This is a genomic window from Sorangium sp. So ce302, from assembly GCF_051530145.1.
Taxonomy (GTDB): domain Bacteria; phylum Myxococcota_A; class Polyangia; order Polyangiales; family Polyangiaceae; genus Sorangium; species Sorangium cellulosum_B.
Genome location: NZ_CP150326.1, coordinates 5,704,146 through 5,724,384 on the forward strand (window position 1 = coordinate 5,704,146; position 20,239 = coordinate 5,724,384).

Below are 20,239 nucleotides of genomic sequence, written 5' to 3' on the forward strand. Positions count from 1 at the left end.
TACGACGCTTCGCGGCGGAAGCTAGCGAGAACCCGAGCTCGCGGCGGCGGGCTCCTGCAGAGACCGCCGCTCGGCGGGCCGGCCCGGAAGCGCGCCGCCGCCGTCGGCCTTGTCCGTCTTGTCGGTCGTGTACGTCTTGTCGAGCGGCGTGCCCGTCGTCTGCGCGAGCTGGCTGCCCCGCGGATCGTCCGGGAACGCATCGAGGAACTTGCGGACGTGGTGGCGCGACTCCTCGGCGATGCCCGCACGGAACGTCAGGAGCGCGAGGTTGTAGCGCGCATCGGCGCTCCTGGGCTCGGCCTTCAGGGCGGCGAGGTAGCCTTGACGTGCGCCGTTGTAGTCGCCGCGCTTGTCGGCGATGAGCGCGAGGTTGTAGAGCACCTCGGCGTCCGAGGGATCCTGCTCGGCGAGCGGCGTGAGGCGCGCCTTCCCCCCGTCGAGATCTCCGGCCAGGATCGCGAGCGCTCCCGCAAGGAGCTTCGCCTTCCGGCCGGCACCGGCGTCGATCGCGCGATCCGCCTCGGCCCTGGCCTCGGCCAGGCGACCCGCGCGCTCGAGCGCGAGCGCGAGCGCATAGCGGAGCCGCGACGGGTCGCCGCCCTCCTCCAGCGCGGCCCGCGCCTCGGCCTCGGCACGCTCGGGGCGGCCGGCGACGGCGAGCGCCTCGGCCAGGATCGCGCGCGTGCTGCTCTGCTCCGGGCACCGCTCGCGCGCGGACTCCGCGTCGCGGAGGGCGGCGCCAGCGTTGCGGGCGTGCAGCCTCGCCTCGGCGCGCAGCGCGAGGCAGGCGCACGTGGCCGGCGCGGCGGGCGCGGCGGCGGGGTGCATCCTCAGGCAGCGCGCCGCGACGCCGTCAAGCTCGTCCACCTTGCGCCGCTCGCGGAGCGGCCTCGTGAGCTCGTCGATCGCGCGCAGGTGTGCGCCGTCGCGGCGCAGCGCTGCCCACCACATCCTCTCGCGCGACCCGAGCAGGGGCGCTGCCCCGTTCAGCTGGACGACACCGAGGCCGATCACGACGATCGCGGCCCCCATGCGCCGGTGCTTGAAGCTCGATCCGAGCCAGCGCTCCGCGGCGGCGGCGGCGAGGGTCGCGAGCGCCGCCCACAGGGGAACCGCGACGAACACGACCCCCTGCGCGAGCGGCGCGCGGGGCCCGCGGTAGTAGAGCGTGGCCGCGAGCGCCGCGGCCATCGCGATCCACAGCAGCGCCGCGCCGTTCCTGGCGAGCCGTGTATCGAGCCGCGCGGCGAACCACGCCGACAGGCCGAGCGCCGCGGCGAGCGCGGCCGCCGACAGCGATCCCGAGAGGGCGAGCGCGCCGGCCGGGAGCGGCTCAGGCGAGAGCGACGTGGGCGCGATCGCCAGGACCACCAGGTGCAGCACGCGGCAGAGGTGCAGGGCGAGCTCGGCAAGCCAAGGCACGGCGTGACCTTAGCCCACCGTCCATCGCGGACCAAACGGCAGAGAGGCATCGCTGCAGCGCGGCCGCCGCGGTGAAGGCGCGCTCACAGCCACGGCGCTCTACGGCAGGGTCATCTCGACCTCGACGGAGACGCGCGTTCCGGGCGGCGACACGACGAGCCCCAGCGGCATCATCCGGAGGCATTGCGCCGCGTCGGGACGATCCATCCCTCGCACTTCGCTGATGCCGCGGGCGATCTCGTCCCCGGACGCATCGAAGGTCATGTTGAAGATGTACCTGGCGCGCGCTGGAGCCGGGTTCTTCCTGAGCGAAGGCTCCCAGCACTGCTTCACGAAGAGCGACCGGCGCGCTTCGAGCTCCTTGGCGGCATCCCCCTCGACACGCTTGTAGAGCTCGCTCGTCAGAGGCGAGGCCCCTGCCGACGCAGGATGATGCACAGGCAGCGAAGGGGCGCGCGCGCCCGCAGTCGCAGGCAGCGCGCCCGCGCGTGCTGTCGAGGCCTCCACGCTGGCCGACGGAGGCGCAGGTGGCGGCGGACGCTGCAGCCCGAGGTAGAGCCCTGCTGCGATGAAGAGGCTGCCGAGCAGGATCGCCGCGGGGGTCATCAGCTCCTTCTGCATGGTGGCGATCGGAGGGCAGGCGCCGCGCGCCTCGCGGCGCGCGAGGTTGGCCGCCCAGCCCGACCTTACTGCATCGAGACGACAGCGGAGGTGTACGAATAGTCGTTGTTGGTCCAGAAGGGGCTATCGGACTTACCGCAGAGGCCGACGTTGTACTGGCCTGGGGGAAGCGACAGCACTGCGCTCAGCCCCATGGTGATGCGGGTGTGCGCCGGGACCTGGACCGCATAGACGCCCGTCCCTTCTGGGCTGAGCTCCCCGAGAGGCGAGAGCTGCTGAGAGCAGATCCAGAGGTGGAGCTGGTCCGCCGGGGTCGACGCGGCGCCGAGCGCCTTGTTGGAGACGACGACGACGCGCTGCCCCGAGGCGGTCACGCTCACGGTCGCGGGCGCAGCCAGGAACTGCAGCGGTTTCTGAGGGGCGGCACCCGCGGCGGAAACGTAGGTGCTCGAGATGACACCAGGAGGTCCCTGCGGCCCCTCCGCCCCCGGCGCACCCGGGGGCCCGGCAGCGCCAGGCGGCCCAGCCGGACCGGCCGGACCGGCCGCGCCGGGAGGGCCCGCGGGCCCCGGCGCGCCCTGCAGGCCGATCGGATCGCCGACCCACACGCCGCTGCTGTCGATGACGACGCGACCGCCGATGGAGATCGAGTTCGGCGTGATGTCCCCCGCGACGTTGCTGGCCTGGAGCGCATACGGAACGCTCGCGATCTTGGCGCGGGGCACCATCTCGGGGTCGTCCCCCACGGTGATCCCCAGGTAGCGCGCCGCGCCGTCGAAGACCGGCTTGTCGACGGGCGCGAGCTCGCCGAGGTCGACCGAGAAATAACCTTGGTCGAACGTGATGGTGTGGAGCTCGCTCCAGACGGGCACGGGCGCGTCGGGCGCGTCGTAGAACGCGAACACCACGTCGAGCGTGTCGTCGATGGGCTGGCCCACCGAATCGAAGAGGCGTCCCTGGTGGGTGATCGTGACGGGGACCGCCGCGGCAGCGGGCCCGGACAGCGCGGTCACCGCCGCAAGGACCGGCGCGTGGATGGTTCGTGCCTTCATCGCGAGCTCCCCTCGTTCGCCCTCGCGAGCCGGCGCCAGATGCGCCGTGGGAGGCGTCGCGCGGCGCGCGCTGAGCGATCGCGGCCGGAGGCGCCGATGATCCTGGAGCGGGCCGCGAGCCCTGCCACGATCTCGCGAAGGAGCAGCGCCTTGGATGCCGGCGGCCGACGGGCGGTTCCGATCGCGCTCCCGATCGTCCGGCGCCGCTCGGTCAGGCCGCCGGCGTCGCCAGCGCCGAGGCCTCGCCGCCGCGGGGCGAGATCGCCCGAGACGGCGCGCGCCCGGGTCTCGCGGCCTGCGCGCCGCGACGTGATCGCCCTCGGCGCGGCGCCGGCTACTCGAGATCGTACGGCTCGATCTTCACCTCGGCCAGCTTCGGGACGGCCGCGGCGATCGCCTCGCCGATCTCCTCGTGCGTGCCGACGACGCCAATCACGAGATCGTCCTCGGAGATCCGGCGCCGCACGGCGGCGTTCGCCTCCTCGAGCGTGACGTCCTCGATCCGCTTCAGGTAGGTCTCGTGGTACCCCTCCGGCAGATCGTACAGGAGCTCGTCGAGCTTCTGGTGCACGCGCTTCCTCGCGGTGTCGATCTCGAACGCGTGCGAGCGGACGAGGTAGCGCTTCACGAACGTGAGCTCGTCCTCGGTGATCCCATCGCGCCGCAGCGCCTCGAGCAGCCCGAGCTGCAGGGAGAGACAGGCGGCGGCGTCCTGCGCCGCGGGCGCGGTCCACATGGTGAACGCGTCGCGGTGCCGATCGAAGCCCGCGCGCGACGAGGCGCCGTAGGACCAGCCACGCTTCGCGCGTACCTCCTGCATCAGCCGCGACGAGAAGGTGCCTCCGAAGGCGGTGTTCGCGACCAGGAGCGCCATGTGATCGGGGTCGTGGGCGTCGGTGCCGAGCCCGCCGATGACCATCTGCGTCTGCGTCCGCTCGGGTTTGTCGACGAACACGAGGCAACGCCCCGGCCTCGCCCCGGGATCCGTCACCGGATCGGGGATCGCCTCGCCCTCGGGCAGGCCGGACAGGAGGCGCTCGGCGACCCCGTGCGCCTCGCCAGGCTCGATGTCGCCCGAGATGGCGACGATCGCGTTGCGCCGGCTGTAGTGCCGCGCATAGAACGCGGCGACGTCGTCGCGCGTGATCTCCCGCAGCGTCGGGATGGTGCCCGCGGTGCGGCGGCCGTACGGGTGCCCGGCGAACAGGGTCCGCCGGAAGGCGCGGCTGCAGAGCGAGCGATCGCTGTCGCGCGCCTCGATGAGCTCGGCCTCGGCCTCGCGCAGGAGCCGCGCGAGCTCCGGCGGCGAGAACATCGGGCGCGCGAGGAGCGTGGCCCCGAGCTCGACGAACCGGTCGAGCGAGCGCTTGATCACCTCGAAATGCACCGTCGTCGCGCTCGTCGCCACGTCGGTGCCGAACTCTCCGCCGAGCGCGTCGATCGTCTCCTCGATCTCGTTCGCGCTGTAGCCCTCCGCGCCGCGGCGGAGCATGCGCGCCGTGACGCGCGCGAGCCCCTCGCGCCCGGCCGGATCGTGCGCCGAGCCAGAGGGGAACGCGATCACGATGCTGACGATGGGGAGCGCGTGGCTCGTCTCCACGAGCACCGCGCCGTCGCGGGGCGCCACGCGACCCCCCGTCGCTCCCCTGCCCTGCCCCTCGGCGCCCCAGGCGAGGCCGCTCTTCACGCTCTGGCTCACGATGCCTCCTCGCTCTCCGCGTCCGTCCCGTCCTCGTCGTCATCGTCGCTCGTCCCGTCCGGGATCACGTGGATCACGGTCCGCGCCGAGCTCACCAGGTAGCGCCGCGCCACACGCAGCAGATCCCCCACGGTCGCCCGCCGGTAGGCGGCGAGCCGCTCGAACAGGGCCGCAGGATCGCCGAGCACCGTCTCGTAGAAGCCGATCTGCTCTGCTTTGCCGGCGACGGTCTCGAGCCCTTGCAGGACCGAGAGCTCGATGCGCGCCTTCGCCCGATCGAGCTCCGCCTCGGTAACGGGGGCGCGGCGCACCGCCTCCAGGAGCGGATCGAGGGCCGCGAGCAGCGCCTCGCCCGTGTGCTCGCCGCGAGCCGAGAGATAGATGTCATAGAGCGAAGGATCGCGGAACGAGCCCACCCAACCCCGGACCTCGCTCGCGATCTCCTGCTCCTGAACGAGCGCGCGATGCACGCGCGACGACCGCCCGGAGAAGAGGATCTCGTTCAGCAGGGCGAGGGGCGCGTGGTCGAAATCCCCGAGCGCCGGCGCGCGATAGCCGATCGCGACCTTGTGCGTGGCGGTCGGCTTCACCACCTCGGCGCGGCGCTCCGCGATCTGCGGCGGCTCGGGGCACACCTCTTCGACCGGGATCTTCGAGGGCTCCTGCGCGCCGTAGTGGTCCTGCACCCCGCGCAGCGCCTCGTCTAGCGCGACGTCGCCGACGATGACCAGCGCCGCGTTGTTGGGGGCGTAGTACGTCCGGTAGAACTCGACGCAGTCCTCGGTCGTGAAGCCCTTGATGTCCTCCATCCAGCCGATGGTCGGCCACCCGTAGGCGTGCTTGGTGAACGCCTCCTTGTAGAGCAGCTCGCTCACCGCCCCGTCGACGTCGTCGTCGACCCGCTGCCTCCGCTCGTTGGCGACGACCTCCTTCTCGCTCGACACCTGCGGATCGCGGAGGACGAGCCGCGCCATGCGCTGCGCCTCGAGGCGGAGGGTGAGCTCGAGCGCGTCCTTCGGCAGGTTCGTGTGGTAGTAGGTCCAGTCGAGGAACGTCGCCGCGTTCGTCTCGGCGCCGGCCTCCTCGAGCATCCGGTCGAACGCGCCGTGAGCGACGCTCTCCGTCTCGCCGAACATGAGGTGCTCGAAGAGGTGGGCGATGCCGGTCTTGCCCACGCGCTCATGGCGCGAGCCGACGCCGAACCAGGTCTGCAGGCAGACCACGGGCGCGGAGGGGTCGACGAGCACGAGCACCTTGAGCCCGTTCCCGAGGGCGAAGCGCTCGACGCGCATCGTCGGACCGAACGCGACGGTGGCGTCGTGGCGCAGCCGGGCGAGCGGCGGGCGTTCGCGGTTCAGCTCGACGAGCATCTCGGCGAGCGGACCCGTTCGAGGGAGGGCGTTGGCGCCGGGGACCGAGTAGGCAAGCGTCTCCTGCATGGCAGGCGCAGCCCATACCACGCTCAGCGCCGCGGCGCTGCGTGACACAGGACGTCGCTCGGATCCCGCGTCGACTGGTGGCACTCCCATCGGTCGTCGTGGCAGGAGACGACGAGGATCCCCGCGTCGTACGCCTCCTTCAGAGAGGAGCCTGCCCGCTGCGCGAGCAGGTTGGACGGGGTGCGCTCGGTGCACCCCTTGCCCATGTCGACCTCGATCTTCCTGTTCCCCTTCGTCGCCTTGACAGGGTTCGGCGGGGTCTTGCCCTTGTCGGCGGTGCGCACCGCCGCGGCGAGCTTCGGCAGGATGCCCTCGAGGTAGGGCTTGTCGACGAGCGGGTCGGTCGACCGCGGCGACACCATGGCGAGCGTGTACTGGATCGCCATCATCTGCTGCTCCGCCGGCGCGCTCGGCTGGATCGGCCCGCTCGACCCGATCGGGATCGGCCGCGGCGGCAACTCTCGCTTCGCGGCCTCCATGGCCGCGGGGGTCGCCGCGGCGCTCGGGGCCGTCGCCGCGCTGTCCGCGCCCGGCGGCGCGGAGGCTGAGGTGGACGCTCGAGGCGCCGGAGCGGGCGGCTCGTCGCACGCGAGGACGGCGAGGGCGAGCGCGAGGGCAGAGAACGCCGCGCGGAGCTCGCGCGGCCGGACGGGGGCGGGCTGCATGGGCGGCTTATACGAGCGTGCGCCGCGCGCCGCCACGCTCGCGTGGCCGCACGGCGCGCGGTGACCAGCGCCCCCGCGCGTCAGTCGATCTTCAGGATGGCGAGGAACGCCTCCTGCGGGATCTCGACGCTCCCGACCATCTTCATCCGCTTCTTGCCCTCCTTCTGCTTCTCGAGGAGCTTGCGCTTGCGGCTGATGTCGCCGCCATAGCACTTGGCGGTCACGTCCTTGCGCATCGCCTTCACGGTCGTCCGCGCGATGACCTTCGACCCGATCGCCGCTTGGATCGCGACCTCGTACTGCTGGCGCGGCACGATGTCCTTGAGCTTCACCGCGAGGTCCCGGCCCCGGGCGTACGCCTTGTCCCGGTGCACGATGACGCTGAGGGCGTCGAGCGGGTCGCCGTTCACCAGCATGTCCAGCTTGATGAGGTCGTCGGCGCGGTACCCGACGAGCTCGTAGTCCATCGACGCGTAGCCGCGCGACACGCTCTTCAGCTTGTCGTGGAAGTCGAAGAGCACCTCGCTGAGGGGCATGTCGTAGGTGATGATCACGCGGTCGGACGAGGCGTACTGGATCGACTTCTGCTCCCCGCGCCGCTCCTGGCACAGGGCGAGGACCGCGCCGACGTACGTCGACGGCACGTGAACGGTCATCCGGAAGATCGGCTCCTCGATGCGATCGGTGAGGTTCGGCGGCGGGAGCTTCGCGGGGTTCTCGATCGACTTCATCGAGCCGTCGTTCAGGTAGCAGTGGTAGACGACGCTCGGCGCGGTCGTGATGAGGTCGAGGTTGTACTCGCGCTCCAGCCGCTCCTGGATGATCTCCATGTGGAGCAGGCCCAGGAAGCCGCACCGGAAGCCGAACCCGAGCGCCTCGGAGGTGTCGGGCTCGAAGACGAACGCGGCGTCGTTCATGTGGAGCTTCGACAGGGCGTCGCGGAGGTCCTCGTACTGGGCCGAGTCCGTCGGGAAGATCCCGGCGAAGACCATCGGCTTGACCTCCTTGAAGCCGGGAAGCGGCGTCGTCGCGGGGTGGACGGCGTCGGTCACCGTGTCGCCGATCTTCGTGTCGACGACGCTCTTGATGTTGCCGACGAGGAAGCCGACCTCCCCTGGCCCGAGCTCGGTGATGGCGGTCGCGTGGGGCGTGAACACGCCCATCTCCGTGACCTCGTAGTCGCGGCCGGTCGCCATGAAGCGGACCTTCTGGCCCTTCCTGATGATGCCGTCGACGACGCGCACCATGACGACCGCGCCGCGGTAGCTGTCGTACCAGCTGTCGAAGATGAGGGCGCGGGGCGCCGCGTTCAGGTCGCCCTTCGGCGCCGGGATGCGCGCGACCACCGCCTCGAGGATCTCCGCGATGCCGATCCCCGTCTTGGCGCTGGCGGGGATGGCGCCGGAGCAGTCGAGGCCGATGACGTCCTCGATCTCGCGGGTCGTCCGCTCGACGTCGGCCGAGGGGAGGTCGATCTTGTTGAGGACCGGGAGGATCGCGAGGTTGTTGTCCAGGGCGAGGAAGACGTTCGCGAGGGTCTGCGCCTCGACGCCCTGGGTGGCATCGACGACGAGCAACGCGCCCTCGCACGCCTGGAGGCTGCGCGAGACCTCGTAGTTGAAGTCGACGTGCCCGGGCGTATCGATGAGGTGCAGCCGGTACGTCTGGCCGTCCTTCGCGGTGTAATCCAGGCGAACGGTCTGGGCCTTGATCGTGATCCCCCGCTCGCGCTCGATGTCCATCTTGTCGAGGAACTGCTCCTTCTGCTCGCGGGCGGTGAGCGCCCCGGTCGCGTCGAGGATGCGGTCGGCGAGCGTGGACTTGCCGTGGTCGATGTGGGCGATGATCGAGAAGTTGCGGATGAGCTTGGAATCAACGGGCATAGCGAGCTTCAGGGCGCGGCGACCTGACCAGCGTTAGCGGCCGCAGCGCGCGGCCTCGACCGAGATGCGAGGGAGCGGACTGGAACGTCCGGGCCCCTCAGGGGGAGCGAGCCGCGGCGCGCGGCTCTACGAGCGCCGCGAAAAATGGAGGACCGCGGCGTGCCTGCTCCTAGCGCGACCCGCGCCGCGAAGCTATCCACCCCGAACGACCGGCGCCCAGGCGTCCGGCACCCCGGGCCCAGAGCCTTGCGGCCCCCGGCGCCGGTCATTTCTTCGGGATCGGCGGCGCGGCGACCGGCGGGCTCTCAAGGGACATCTGCCCTGGCAGCACGTGCTCGTAGTGCTTGAGGACCATATCTATCCCTTCGCGGATGTAGACCGCGATCGGGACCTTGGTGCGTTCGTGCAGGATCTTCAGCCGCTCGGCCTGCTCGGGCGTGATGTAGATGGTCGTCGAGACTTTCTTCCGCGACATGTCACGCCCGGGAGGGTAACCCGCCAGTCTCGAAGGGTACGACTGACAAGACGTTACCCTAGATGCCGGTACGTATGATGTCAATCGGAATGGCGCCACCCCGCTCGCCGGGGTTCGGGGATCGGCCGGGCTGAGCCGCGGGTCGCGTCCGTCGCGTCCGTCGCGTTTGGTGGGCTTCTTGATGTGCGCGCGGGCCGCGGTCTAGACTGCGGCTTGAAGCTGGTCCGCGTCGGGACGGCTCGCCCGGCGCGTCGAGCTTCTGTCCCGAGGGTTCCGGGCTGGCCGGAGGAATCTCTTGATGACGCGATTCCCGCTCACCTGGCGGTCGTCCAGGTGCTCGCTTGTGGCCCTGATCACCATTTCGGCCGCCTCCTGCGCGTCCTCGACGCCGGAACCCTCGAGCGCGAAGGGCTCCACCAGCGAACGGGACACGGCGGTCGTCCACGAGCCCTGCGACAAGGACTCCGCCTCTGCGGAGAAGGTCGATGTGAACGGCGACCGGATACCCGACATCATCCACGTGAAGCAAGACGGCCGGGAGGTCTGTCGGGTCGTCGACCTGAACCTGGACGGCGCGATCGACGCCTTCATCTACTACGACGGCAAGGGGGTGGAACGGCGGCGCGAATCGGACTTCGACCGCGACGGGCGGGCCGACGAGATCGCTCACTACGAGCGCGGCGCCATCGTGTTGAAGGAGCGCGAGACCAACTTCGACGACAAGCTCGACACCTGGGACTACTACGAGGGTCCGCGCCTCGCGCGCCGCGAGCGCGACTCCGACGGCGATGGGATCGTCGACCAGTGGTGGCAGTTCAACAACCCGAACGACGCGAAGTGCGCGGTCGTGGCGAGCGATCAGAACGCCGATGGCAAGGCCGATCCCGGAAGCGTGGTGGATCTCTGCGCCGAGTCGTACGGCGCGCCGAAAGCGCCCGTGCCCCCGCCGGGCGGCGCCGCGCCCGTGGAGGGAGGGGCGGGCGCAGGGCAGCCTGCGGCCGCCGGGGCGCCGGGCGCCGCGCCCACAGCTGCCCCCGCCGCGGGCGCGGCTGCATCGACGACCGTCGTGCCCACCGCTGCCCCCGCCGGCGCGGCTGCATCGGCGAGCACCGCGCCCGCGGGCTCCGCGCCCGGCCAGCCGGCCGCCAAGAAGGGACCGTGACATGAGGAGACAAGCGCTCATCGCGCTGGCCACGCTCAGCCTGCTCGGCGCGGCGTGCGGCTCGGATCCAGGGTTCGAAGGCGCGAAGGCGCCGAGGGTCGAGGCGGCTCGCAACGCCGACGGCAGCATCGACGATCGCTCGATGTGCGACTGGAAGGGCAAAGAAGATCGCGAGACGAGTGAGACCGCCGGGCCAGGCGCGATCCAGCCCAACGTGAGGCGCGTCTGGCAGATCGTGGGCACCGGCGAAGACCGCCAGAGGGCGCTCGTCTGCCGCGAGATCGACACCAACTTCGACGGGGTGAAGGACGTCGTCCGCAAGTACAACGACAAGGGCGAGAGCCTTCACGAGGAGTCCGACTCGAACTACGACGGCCGGATCGACACATGGCTCACGTTCGCCGGCGGAAGGCTGGCCGAGGTGAAGGTCGACTCCGATCGCGACGGCAACCCCGACGAGTGGAAGTACTACAGCGGCGGCAAGCTCGCGCGCATCAAGCGCGACACGAACCGCGACGGCAAGCCGGACGTCTGGGAGATCTACCGCATGGGGCGGCTCGAGCGGATGGGCGTGGACATCGACGCCGACGAGCGGGTCGATCGGTGGGATCACGACAACGAGCTGAAGCGCCGCCTCGAGGACGACGAGCGAAAGAAAGAAGAGGAGGCCACCGCTGCAGCCGCGAAGAAGGCTGCGGAAGATCAAGCGGCCGCGGACAAGGCAAACGAGGCCGTGGGCGAGAGCGGGAGCGCGGCGCCCCCCAGCGACAAGAAGAAATAGAGCGCGCCTCCTTCGAGCCGAGGTGGGGTCAACCTCGCCCCCTGCCCTGACCGCGCAGGCGCGCACAGGTGCTCCTGCCGCCGCAGGCGTTCGCCAGCGCAGGCGCGCCGGCCGTCGGCCTCGGATCCCAGCAGCGTACCGCCCAGGTCGGTCGACGCGGCGCGAGGAGCGTGCTTATCAGTGCCGTCGGCCGACACCATCGCGTCGGCGTAGGTCCCGAGCACACCATGGAAGAACGTCTGCAGAAGATCATCGCGCGCGCCGGCGTCGCCTCGCGTCGCGCATCGGAGGAGCTCATCCTCGCCGGGCGGGTGCGCGTGAACGGGCGCGTCGTGACCGAGCTCGGCTTGAAGGCCGACCGGCAAAAGGACCGCATCGAGGTCGACGGCAAGCGCCTCGTCTCCGAGGCGCCGGTCTATGTCGCGCTGCACAAGCCGCGGAACGTCGTCTCGACGCTGCGCGATCCCGAGGGGCGCCCGACGGTCGCCGACCACGTGCGTGGCACGGGCGCGCGGCTCTACCCCGTGGGTCGGCTCGACTTCGCGACGAGCGGCATCCTCCTCATGACGAACGACGGCGACTTCGCCAACGCGCTGCTCCATCCGCGCGGCGGCGTGCCGAAGACCTACGTCCTGAAGGTCCAGGGCGTCATGAGCGAGGACGATCTCACGCCGTGGCGCGAGGGGATCCGCCTCGAGGATGGCGTCACGCTGCCGGCCGAGGCGCGGCTGCTCCGCCGCGAGGGCGACAAGACGTGGCTCGAGGTGACCCTCCGCGAGGGCCGCAACCAGCAGATCCGTCGCATGGGCGAGGCGACCGGCTGGCCCGTGATGCGCCTGGCCCGGACGACGTTCGCCGGCGTGAGCTCGGAAGGCCTCCGGCCGGGAGAGTGGCGCGCCTTGACGGTGGATGAGCTCCTCCACATCCGCGAGGCGTTCGGCGTGCCCAAGCGGATCCGCGGCGCGGTGATGGGCGCGTCGTCGGGTCCGGTCGACCACCGCCGCACGGCCAGCTCGGCCCGGTCAGGCGCGAAGGCGTCACCTCGGCCTACACAGGAAGCCGCTGGTGCTGCCGCGCGCGGCCGGGGACCGGCACAGCCGAGGGTTCGCTCCAGAACCAACGCCGACGCCCCGAGCGCACCTGGTCAGGGCCCGGCCGGGCGGATGGCTCGCTCCAGGACCGACACCACCCCGATCACGCCCGCCCGGAGCCCGGCCGGGCGGATGGCTCGCTCCAGGACCGACGCCGCCCCGAGCACGCCCGCCCGGAGCCCGGCAGGGAGGACGGCTCGCTCCAGGACCGACGCCGCCGCGCCGGCGACGCCCGGACCGGGCGCCGCTAGATCTGCGCGAAGCGTCCGCTCCGAAACGAAGCCTCGAGCAGCTGAGACACGCGCGCCTCGAGCTCGCGGGCGCGAGCGTCGTTGATGCCGGCGAGCGCCTGTTTGATCTCGCCGAGCGCCTTCAGCTGACTGAACAGCTGGACGTCGCCGAGCGAGGCGCCGCCCGTGAGGATCTGCCGGATCCGATCGATCTCCGCGGCGAGCGCCTCCACGCCGACGCCGAGCGCGCCGACGCGGCGGCGATCCGGGTGCTCGCGAAAGAAGGCCTCGAGCACCGGCTGCACGATGCCCTCGAGGATCGCCGCCTGATCCTGGTTGTTCCAGATGTGCTTGAGCACGAAGAAGTCGCTCGCGTCGGTCGTCTGGCGGCCATCGAGGTAAGCGCTCGCCGCGAAGAGCTTGAGCATCTTCACGACACGACGATCCGAGAGCGATATCCCCTCGGCGCGGATCTGGAACACCAGCCCCTTGTAGGCCGACAGGAACGCATCGCCGAAGTTCATCCGCGCGCCGAACCCTCGGCCGAGCTCGGCGAGCTCGCGCGCCGCGACGAGCGGGCGAAGCGGCTCGCCGGCCATATGCCGGATCTCCTGCTGGATGCCGCGCTGGAGCAGCTCGCTGAAGTGGTAGGCGTCGAGGTTGTCGGACTGCACCCGCAGGAGGAAGCGGTCGAAGATCGCGGTCAGCGTCTCGTCGCCGGGCACCTCGTTCGAGGCAGCGAAGACGCTGATGAGCGGGCAGCGGAGCACCTGGCCGCCGCTCGCGAACTTGCGCTCGTTCAGCAGCGTGAGCAGCGCGTTCAGGATGGCGCTGTTCGACTTGAAGACCTCGTCGAGGAAGACGATCTCCGCCTCGGGGAGCATCCCCGAGGTGTTCCGGCGGTAGACGCCCTCGCGAAAAGCACCGATGTCGACCGGGCCGAAGATCTCGTTCGGCTCGGTGAAGCGCGTGAGCAGGTACTCGAAGTACCGCGCCTGCATCAGCTCGGCGAGCGTGCGGATGAGCGCGCTCTTCGCGGTCCCCGGCGGGCCGAGGAGCACGCAGTGCTCGCCCGCGACGACCGCGATCATGAGCAGGCGGATGATCTCGTCCTTGCCTAGGAACTGCCGCTCGAGGCTATGGGCAAGCAGGCGCAGGCGCTCGTGGAGCGGAGCGGACATGAGGCGAATCCTCGTATCACAGGCCCGCCGCCTGGCGCACCGTTCGGCGCATCGCCCCGTGGGTTCCCACGACGCCAGCGCGCCGAGCGGTTGAGCAAAATGTTGAACAAAACACAGAGGCCGGTGGGTCACACCGGCCTCGCAGGGTCTGCTCGCTGCCGCAGAGCCTATGTTGTGGAGCGGGAGACGGGATTTGAACCCGCGACGTCAACCTTGGCAAGGTTGCACTCTACCACTGAGTTACTCCCGCAGATGTCAATCACTTAATTCAGGAAACCACTTCTAAAGGCGTTTGTCAGAAAAATCCTGATTCGCGCCGGGTCATCACCGGAGGTTCGCTCCGTCGATGCGTGGCGGATGAGTACCAATCGGCGTGGTGGGAGTCAAGCTCTCAACAACAAAACCTCAAAACTTCCGTCGCCGGCAGGTTGCACGGCCGCTCTGGTCGAGTATTGTGTGGCCATTGCGAGCGAGGGGGCTCGCCAAGCAGCACCACGAACGGTGCCGCTCACAAAAGCCTTCGCGTTCGCGACAGCGGCACCGTGTGGGGGGCTCTTACATCATAAGGGGTGCCCGCCACTCGGCGCGCTCTTGGTTGGCCTGGGTCGACCAGGCAGGTCCTTTGGACTTGGGGGGAGCATGAACGAACAGACTGCTTTGCGAGTGGACGTTGCGGAGACAACGGCGCCGGTCCTTCAGAAAGAGTACCGGTCCGGAGTCCACGCCAAACGACAGGATGACGACGGCGGGTGGGGGCTCGTCCTGATCGGGCTCGACGCTCCGCCGCGGATCGTGAGCCTCATGGACGGCGCCGTGATCGGCAGCGCCGCGCGCGACGGGCGCATTGAGGGCCACGGGATCGCGCCGGAGCACGCGAAGATCAGCGTCCGTTCCGACGGTTGCTACATCGAGGACATGGACACCCACGACGGCACGTGGGTGAACGGCGTCCGCGCCCGGCGCATCGGCGTGATGCACGGCGACGTGGTGCGCCTCGGGCATCAGCTCGGGGTCTTCGTCGAGCGGCACCTCGCGCTGTATGACGGCGCGCCGTCTCGGCTCGGGCCGCTGGTGTTCGGCTCGAAGCAGCGCAAGGACTGGATCGACCCGGTGATGAAGCTCGTGCAGTCGGGCTCCAGCGTCTGCATCGAGGGTGCGCCCGGGGTCGGGAAGCGGACGCTGGCTCGCCTCGCCGCAGCGGTGCGCGAGGGCCTGGGTGAGACGCTGGTGGTCGACGGCAGCGCCGAGACGAAGCCGGCCATTCCGCCGGGCGCACGACCGATGACATGGCTCGTCCTCGACGCCGATCGCCTGCCGCGCCCGCAGCAGCTGGAGATCGCGCACTCGGTCGGTCGCTCGAACGGCGTCAGCATCATCGCGACGACCGGACAGCCGCTCGACCGTGCCGCCGGCGACGGGCGCGTGGCGCCGTGGTTCGCTTCGCTCTTCTCCGGCAAGCGGATCACGATCCCGACGCTCGAGATGCGGCGCGAGGACGTGCCGCTCATCGTGCGCGACATCGCGGAGCGCAACGCGATCGGCCTCGACCGCTTCACTCCGCAGCTCCTGGAGGCGCTCGTCCGCGCCGGCTGGCCGGGCGGCGTCCCGCAGCTCGAGTCCGCGATCGTGACCGCAGCCCAGGCTGCGCCGGACGGTCCGCTCTCCGTCACGCCGATCGCGGGATCGCTCGCGCGCGGCCCGCGGGTGAAGCCGAACCTCCCGCCCGCGACGGATCCTTCGCTCGCGCGCGCCCGCCTCGAGGACGCCCTCGCCCGGGCCAACGGCTCCGTCGCGTCGGCTGCGCGTGCCCTGGGCATGTCGCGACAGGCCATCTACCGCGAGGCCGACCGGCTCGGCCTCGACATCGCGCGCCGCAGGGTCCCGCGCGGCTGAGTGACGCCCGTTTCATCTGCGGGAGCCTCGCGTCGCGCCAGCGCGGGGGGGCTCTCGGCGCGCTCGATGACGAAGCGCCAGCGCGCGCCGGGCGGACGCCCAGGCGCGGATCTTCAACCATAAAATCCGAGAGACGTATGGCTGACGATCGATCCCTCCTCGGGGTCGACGCACTGCTCGTAGTGCAGCATCTCGCCGCGTGACGACGGCGGGAGCGCGCGGAGCAGCGTGTAGATGGGGCCGAGGCCGCAGACGCGACGGCTGGCGAGGTCACGTGCGACGTCGACGAAGAAGCCCGGCGCATCGATCGACGTCGCGCGCTCGATCGATGCGAGATCGCGGTCGCGCAGCGCCGTCCGCTGCCGCTCGTCCAGGGGCGCGGGATCACCGAAGCGCGGGCCGACGTGGGCGAGGTCCGCTCCTGCGATGACGAGGACGCGACCGGGGCGCTTCGCCAGGGCGTCGCGGAGCGCCCTCAGAAACGACTCGGCGCCATCGTCTTGCGCGGGGTCGCGACGCCGCGCCTGACACTCCGAGAGGCCGCAGAGGATGGGTACGATCGACGCCGCGCGGCCGCCAAGGAGGTGCCGCACAAACACGGCCTGAAACTCGATCGAGTGCTCGTTCTTGTGCAGGTACTGGTCCTCGCGCACGTCGAAGCGGCTCGCCGCCGCGAGCTCCGCGATCATCTCTCGATCCGGCTCGAGAGGACCGAGCGGCGTCGCGAACGTCTTCTCGCAGACGGCGTACGGACGGCGCATCGCGGCGTGCGACGTCCCGAGCAGAACGAACGTGTCGACCTGCTCGAGCCCTGGACCCGCCAGCGCCTGCTCCAACGCAGCATAGGCATGCCCGTAGCCCGCCGCCGCGCGCCAGAGATCCATGTGCGGCGCGCAGAGCCCGACCATGCGCGTTGGCGCGCTTTGCGGCGCTACAGCGCGCGTCGCTCCGCCCTGCGGCCGCGCGACCTGGAGGCACTTTCGCTCGATGAAGTCGGCGAGCTTCCGCCGATCGCCGTGGTACGCGCCGCCCGCGTGCGCGGCCATCCGGATCGGCGCCGCGTCGAACGATTGCACGACGCTCCGCCGGCGCGCTTGGAATCGCGGGCTGTCGAGCATCCACGCGCGTTCCAGCTCGTCGGCCAGCTGCGACACGTGGGCGGCGTCCACGTGCTGGCCCGTCGACCGGGCGACGTCACGCGCGATCTCGTCGATCGGTCGCCTCCCGTCGAAGCGCGCGAGCACGGCGGCGCTCGCGGCGGGAACGACGACCGGAGACGGCGCGATACCCTCGGTGTCGCGCAGCATCAACGCGCGGCCATGGCGCTCATCCTGGATGACCACGATCTCAAGGGCTCGAAGCTTCGGGCGCAGCACCGGCATCCAGCGCGAGAATAGCGCGTGCGCGCTCGCCGCCCAGCGCGCGGCCTCGCGCATCCGGGAACAGCGCCGACGCCCCCGCGGTCGCAGCGGCAGCTCGCTCCAGAATGGACAGCGCAGCGCTGGTGCCCTGCGTCAGAGCCCCCGTCAGGATGGCGGATTGCTGCTTCGCAGCGGCGCTGCGTGGCACTAGGGTCGCTGCTTGAAGCTCCGCCCGGCTCCGCACCCCTCCCCTTGCATCGCGACCGCTTCGGGCTGGCAGTACGTCCGATCACCACGAGAGCGCCTCCGAACGAATGCGTCGAATCACGACCCTCGATCCACCCGTCCGTGAAGCCGATCTGCTCACCGAGCTCTCGGCCGTGTACCGCGAGGCGGAAGAGGTCTTCAGTGGCTGGACGTGCGAGGCCTCGACCGAGTGCTGTCGGTTCGGGATCACAGGCCGCGAACCGTACGTGACGTCCGTCGAGCTCGCTGCCGTCCGGCGCGCGATCGCGGCTCGCGGGGGCCGCCGAGCGCTCGAGGGGATCGTGCGAGCGGACGGGGCGGGAGCGCCCGAGCCGGGGGCGTCCGCCGGCGGCCCGAGCCGGCGACGCGCGCTGCCGCAGGCGTCGGAGCGGCGGTGCCCGATGCTCACCGACGCCGGCCGCTGCGCGATCTACGCCGCGAGGCCCCTCGGGTGCCGCACGTTCTTTTGTGATCGCGCCTCCGCTGGATCCCCGGTCCGCCACCACGACGTGACCCGGCTCGTCCGCAAGGTGCAGGAGATCGCCGCACGACACGAGCCGGGCGGCGACCTCGGCCGTCCGCTCACCCGCGCCCTGGCGGAGGCTGGACCGAGCGCCGCGGGCGCGCCGCCCAGGACGAGCAGCTCGGCGCGCGCTCGCCGTGGCAGCTGAGGCCCGCCGCTCAGGTCCGCTCGACGGCCATCACGCCGGGGATCCGCTGCAGCCGCCGGATCACGCTCTTCAGCTGCGCGAGGTCGGAGCACAGGAACGTGAACGTGTTCATCGCCCGACCGTCGTCGCCCGCGCGACAGGTCGCCTCGCTGATGTTGATGCCCTGCTCGTGGAACGTGTGGCCGACCGTCGCGAGGATGCCCGGCCGGTTCGCCGTCATCACCTTGATCTGCACGGGGCGGTTGATCTTCGCGCGCGAGTCCCAGGAGATCTCCACGCGGCGCTCCGGGTCCGTGTCGAACGCCTTGGCGCAGTTGCGGCGGTGGACGGTGATGCCGCGGCCGCGCGTGATGAAGCCGACGATCTCGTCGCCTGGCAGCGGGTTACAGCACTTCGTGTAGCGGACGAGGACGTCGTCGATGCCGTTCAGCCGGATGCCGTGGCTGTCGCGCCCGGTGACCTTGCGGACGAGCGACTCGATGCGCCCCTCCTTGATCGACTCGGGCGGCGGGGTCGGCGTGCCCTTCTCGTTCTCCTTGGGCGTGGGCGCGAGAAACTCGCACACCGCGCGGACGCTCACCTTGCCATACCCGACCGAGATGAAGAGCTCGTCGGCCGAGGTGACCCCGAAGCGCTCCATGACCTTGCGCAGCTCGCCCTCGTGCTTCGTGAGGCGACTCAGGCTCATGCTGCGCTGGTGCATCTCCTTCTCGAGGAGCTCACGACCGAGCTTGAGCGACTTCTCCCTTTGCTCCGTGCGCAGGAAGTTGCGGATCTTCGAGCGCGCGCGGCTGGTCGAGACGTAATCGAGCCAGTCCTTCGAGGGGTGCTGGCTCGGGTTGGTCATCACCTCGACCACGTCGCCGTTCCGGAGCTTCGATCGGAGCGGGACGATGGCGCCGTTGACCCGTGCCCCCGAGCAGTGCTCGCCGACCTGCGTGTGGATCGCGTACGCGAAGTCGATGGGCGTCGAGCCGCGGGGGAAGACGCGCACGTCGCCCTTCGGGGTGAAGACGTACACTTCGTCCTGGAACAGGTCGACCTTAACGCTCTCCAGGAACTCGGCCGGATCCTTGAGCTCCTTCTGGAACTCCATCAGCTGGCGGAGCCAGCCGAACCGCGCGGCGTCCTTCGGGTCGATGCCGCCGGAGTTGTTCTCCTTGTACTTCCAGTGCGCCGCGATGCCCTGCTCCGCGACGCGGTGCATCTCGTGGGTGCGGATCTGGATCTCGATCCGCTCGCGCCCGGGTCCGATGACCGTCGTGTGCAGCGACTGGTACATGTTCGGCTTGGGCAGCGCGACGTAGTCCTTGAAGCGGCCGGGGACCGGGGTCCACTGCGAGTGGATCACGCCGAGCGTCGCGTAGCAGTCCGCCACCGACTCGACGAGGACCCGGAACGCGATGACGTCATAGACCTGATCGAAATCGCACTGCTGCGCCTGCATCTTGCGCCAGATCGAGTAGAGGTGCTTCGCTCGGCCGGTGACGTCGACCGCGAAGCCCTGCTCCGCGAGCTTGCCCGCGAGCACCTTCGAGACCTCGTGGATGTACTTGTCCCGCTCCTTCGCGGTCGTCTTGACCTTCTGCGAGAGGTCCGACCAGGCTTCCGGCTCGATGTACCTGAACGATAGGTCCTCGAGCTCGCTCTTGAAGCGCGCGATGCCGAGGCGGTTGGCGAGCGGCGCGTAGATCTCCATCGTCTCCCGGGCGATCCGGTCCTGCGCCTCGGGCTTCATGAACTCGAGCGTCCGCATGTTGTCGAGGCGGTCGCACAGCTTCACGAGGAGCACGCGGATGTCCCGCGCCATCGCCACCAGCATCTTGCGGAAGTTCTCGGCTTGCCGATCTTCCTTGGAAGCGAAGTTGATCTTCGAGAGCTTCGTCACGCCGTCGACGAGGAACGCCACCTCCTGGCCGAAGCTGTTCTCGATGTCGGTGGTCGTCGCGAGCGTGTCCTCGACGACATCGTGCAAGAGCCCGGCGCAGACGCTCGCCGTGTCCAGCTTGAGCTCGGTGATGATCGCGGCGACGCTCGCCGGGTGGGAAAAGTAAGGGTCGCCGCTCTTGCGGGTCTGCCCCTTGTGAGCATCAGAGCTGTAGGCGTAGGCCCGGGCGATGAGATCGACGTCTGCAGCGGGCTGATAGGTCCGGACGCGATCGACAAGCTCCGTCAACGTCAGCATGAAGAGTTCGGTGGGCGCAATGCGCCCCCTCCCTTTCGCACGCTAACACCGCGATCTAGACCCCGCAATTGTGTCACCATGCGCGGCGCGCGCGCGCAGAGTAAGGTGCCCAGGCGCGTTGCCCGGCGCAGGGCACGCGCGCTCCGCCGCGCGTCCTCGTCGCCATCCACGTCGTCCTCATC

16 protein-coding genes and 1 tRNA gene are annotated in these 20,239 nt (G+C 70.4%); 5 read left to right on the forward strand and 12 right to left on the reverse strand.

From position 1 onward, the window contains the following. Window positions 1–21 precede the first annotated feature (21 nt). From WME73_RS21645 to WME73_RS21680, 8 genes are all read right to left on the reverse strand, one after another. Complete coding sequence (locus tag WME73_RS21645; RefSeq protein WP_437916913.1) at window positions 22–1,422, reverse strand: tetratricopeptide repeat protein; 1,401 nt, start codon at window positions 1,420–1,422, stop codon at window positions 22–24. A gap of 99 nt (window positions 1,423–1,521) precedes the next feature. Continuing rightward, window positions 1,522–2,043: a hypothetical protein gene (locus tag WME73_RS21650; protein WP_437747294.1), complete on the reverse strand. Its 522-nt coding sequence runs from the start codon at window positions 2,041–2,043 to the stop codon at window positions 1,522–1,524. 65 nt (window positions 2,044–2,108) lie between these two features. Further along, complete coding sequence (locus WME73_RS21655; protein ID WP_437916914.1) at window positions 2,109–3,095, reverse strand: collagen-like protein; 987 nt, start codon at window positions 3,093–3,095, stop codon at window positions 2,109–2,111. A gap of 334 nt (window positions 3,096–3,429) precedes the next feature. Further along, complete coding sequence (locus WME73_RS21660) at window positions 3,430–4,794, reverse strand: M16 family metallopeptidase (RefSeq protein ID WP_437916915.1); 1,365 nt, start codon at window positions 4,792–4,794, stop codon at window positions 3,430–3,432. Beyond that, entirely contained in the window at window positions 4,791–6,233 is a 1,443-nt protein-coding gene (locus WME73_RS21665; protein ID WP_437747297.1) for a M16 family metallopeptidase, read from the reverse strand. The genes WME73_RS21660 and WME73_RS21665 overlap by 4 nt, the downstream gene beginning before the upstream one ends. 23 nt (window positions 6,234–6,256) lie before the next feature. After that, window positions 6,257–6,898, reverse strand: a complete 642-nt coding sequence (locus WME73_RS21670; RefSeq protein WP_437916916.1) for a hypothetical protein — start codon at window positions 6,896–6,898, stop codon at window positions 6,257–6,259. 80 nt (window positions 6,899–6,978) lie between these two features. Then, window positions 6,979–8,781, reverse strand: coding sequence for a translation elongation factor 4 (lepA, locus tag WME73_RS21675; RefSeq protein ID WP_437554314.1), 1,803 nt, complete (start codon window positions 8,779–8,781; stop codon window positions 6,979–6,981). A gap of 265 nt (window positions 8,782–9,046) precedes the next feature. Then, window positions 9,047–9,256, reverse strand: coding sequence for a ribbon-helix-helix domain-containing protein (locus tag WME73_RS21680; protein ID WP_012236467.1), 210 nt, complete (start codon window positions 9,254–9,256; stop codon window positions 9,047–9,049). Between the two features lie 298 nt (window positions 9,257–9,554). Here WME73_RS21680 and WME73_RS21685 point away from each other — a divergent pair, with 298 nt between their 5' ends. The 3 genes from WME73_RS21685 (at window position 9,555) to WME73_RS21695 (ending at window position 12,626) form a co-directional block, all read left to right on the forward strand. After that, window positions 9,555–10,418 carry a hypothetical protein gene (locus WME73_RS21685; protein ID WP_437747300.1) on the forward strand — a complete coding sequence of 288 codons (864 nt, stop codon included), beginning with the start codon at window positions 9,555–9,557 and terminating at the stop codon, window positions 10,416–10,418. Between the two features lies 1 nt (window position 10,419). Then, complete coding sequence (locus WME73_RS21690) at window positions 10,420–11,199, forward strand: hypothetical protein (protein WP_437747301.1); 780 nt, start codon at window positions 10,420–10,422, stop codon at window positions 11,197–11,199. A 227-nt stretch (window positions 11,200–11,426) separates the two neighbouring features. Next, a complete protein-coding gene (locus tag WME73_RS21695; RefSeq protein ID WP_437747302.1) occupies window positions 11,427–12,626 on the forward strand; it encodes a pseudouridine synthase in 1,200 nt (399 codons plus the stop codon). On the opposite strand, the gene WME73_RS21700 is transcribed toward WME73_RS21695, so the two are convergent. Together WME73_RS21700 and WME73_RS21705 are read right to left on the reverse strand one after the other, a co-directional pair. Next, window positions 12,538–13,701, reverse strand: a complete 1,164-nt coding sequence (locus WME73_RS21700) for an AAA family ATPase (RefSeq protein ID WP_012236471.1) — start codon at window positions 13,699–13,701, stop codon at window positions 12,538–12,540. The genes WME73_RS21695 and WME73_RS21700 overlap by 89 nt on opposite strands. Before the next feature lie 175 nt (window positions 13,702–13,876). After that, a tRNA-Gly gene (locus tag WME73_RS21705) sits at window positions 13,877–13,951 on the reverse strand. Window positions 13,952–14,364: 413 nt separating this feature from the next. Here WME73_RS21705 and WME73_RS21710 point away from each other — a divergent pair. After that, window positions 14,365–15,594 (forward strand): FHA domain-containing protein, encoded by a 1,230-nt coding sequence (locus tag WME73_RS21710; protein WP_437301585.1) that lies wholly within the window; start codon window positions 14,365–14,367, stop codon window positions 15,592–15,594. Between the two features lie 113 nt (window positions 15,595–15,707). Here WME73_RS21710 and amrB read toward each other — a convergent pair whose 3' ends face one another. After that, window positions 15,708–16,937: an AmmeMemoRadiSam system protein B gene (gene amrB / locus WME73_RS21715; protein ID WP_437916917.1), complete on the reverse strand. Its 1,230-nt coding sequence runs from the start codon at window positions 16,935–16,937 to the stop codon at window positions 15,708–15,710. Window positions 16,938–17,269: 332 nt separating this feature from the next. Here amrB and WME73_RS21720 point away from each other — a divergent pair, with 332 nt between their 5' ends. Further along, window positions 17,270–17,872 (forward strand): YkgJ family cysteine cluster protein, encoded by a 603-nt coding sequence (locus WME73_RS21720; protein WP_437916918.1) that lies wholly within the window; start codon window positions 17,270–17,272, stop codon window positions 17,870–17,872. Between the two features lie 10 nt (window positions 17,873–17,882). Here WME73_RS21720 and WME73_RS21725 read toward each other — a convergent pair whose 3' ends face one another. Further along, complete coding sequence (locus WME73_RS21725) at window positions 17,883–20,057, reverse strand: RelA/SpoT family protein (protein ID WP_437538533.1); 2,175 nt, start codon at window positions 20,055–20,057, stop codon at window positions 17,883–17,885. Window positions 20,058–20,239 lie beyond the last annotated feature (182 nt).

Excerpts from the sequence above, each read along its gene's own strand:
- WME73_RS21650 (WP_437747294.1), bottom strand. The coding sequence starts at position 2,043 with ATGCAGAAGGAGCTGATGACCCCCGCGGCGATCCTGCTCGGCAGCCTC.
- WME73_RS21655 (WP_437916914.1), bottom strand. The coding sequence starts at position 3,095 with ATGAAGGCACGAACCATCCACGCGCCGGTCCTTGCGGCGGTGACCGCG.
- WME73_RS21665 (WP_437747297.1), bottom strand. The coding sequence starts at position 6,233 with ATGCAGGAGACGCTTGCCTACTCGGTCCCCGGCGCCAACGCCCTCCCT.
- WME73_RS21670 (WP_437916916.1), bottom strand. The coding sequence starts at position 6,898 with ATGCAGCCCGCCCCCGTCCGGCCGCGCGAGCTCCGCGCGGCGTTCTCT.
- lepA (WP_437554314.1), bottom strand. The coding sequence starts at position 8,781 with ATGCCCGTTGATTCCAAGCTCATCCGCAACTTCTCGATCATCGCCCAC.
- WME73_RS21680 (WP_012236467.1), bottom strand. The coding sequence starts at position 9,256 with ATGTCGCGGAAGAAAGTCTCGACGACCATCTACATCACGCCCGAGCAG.
- WME73_RS21685 (WP_437747300.1), top strand. The coding sequence starts at position 9,555 with ATGACGCGATTCCCGCTCACCTGGCGGTCGTCCAGGTGCTCGCTTGTG.
- WME73_RS21690 (WP_437747301.1), top strand. The coding sequence starts at position 10,420 with ATGAGGAGACAAGCGCTCATCGCGCTGGCCACGCTCAGCCTGCTCGGC.
- WME73_RS21695 (WP_437747302.1), top strand. The coding sequence starts at position 11,427 with ATGGAAGAACGTCTGCAGAAGATCATCGCGCGCGCCGGCGTCGCCTCG.
- WME73_RS21700 (WP_012236471.1), bottom strand. The coding sequence starts at position 13,701 with ATGTCCGCTCCGCTCCACGAGCGCCTGCGCCTGCTTGCCCATAGCCTC.
- WME73_RS21720 (WP_437916918.1), top strand. The coding sequence starts at position 17,270 with ATGCGTCGAATCACGACCCTCGATCCACCCGTCCGTGAAGCCGATCTG.
- WME73_RS21725 (WP_437538533.1), bottom strand. The coding sequence starts at position 20,057 with ATGCTGACGTTGACGGAGCTTGTCGATCGCGTCCGGACCTATCAGCCC.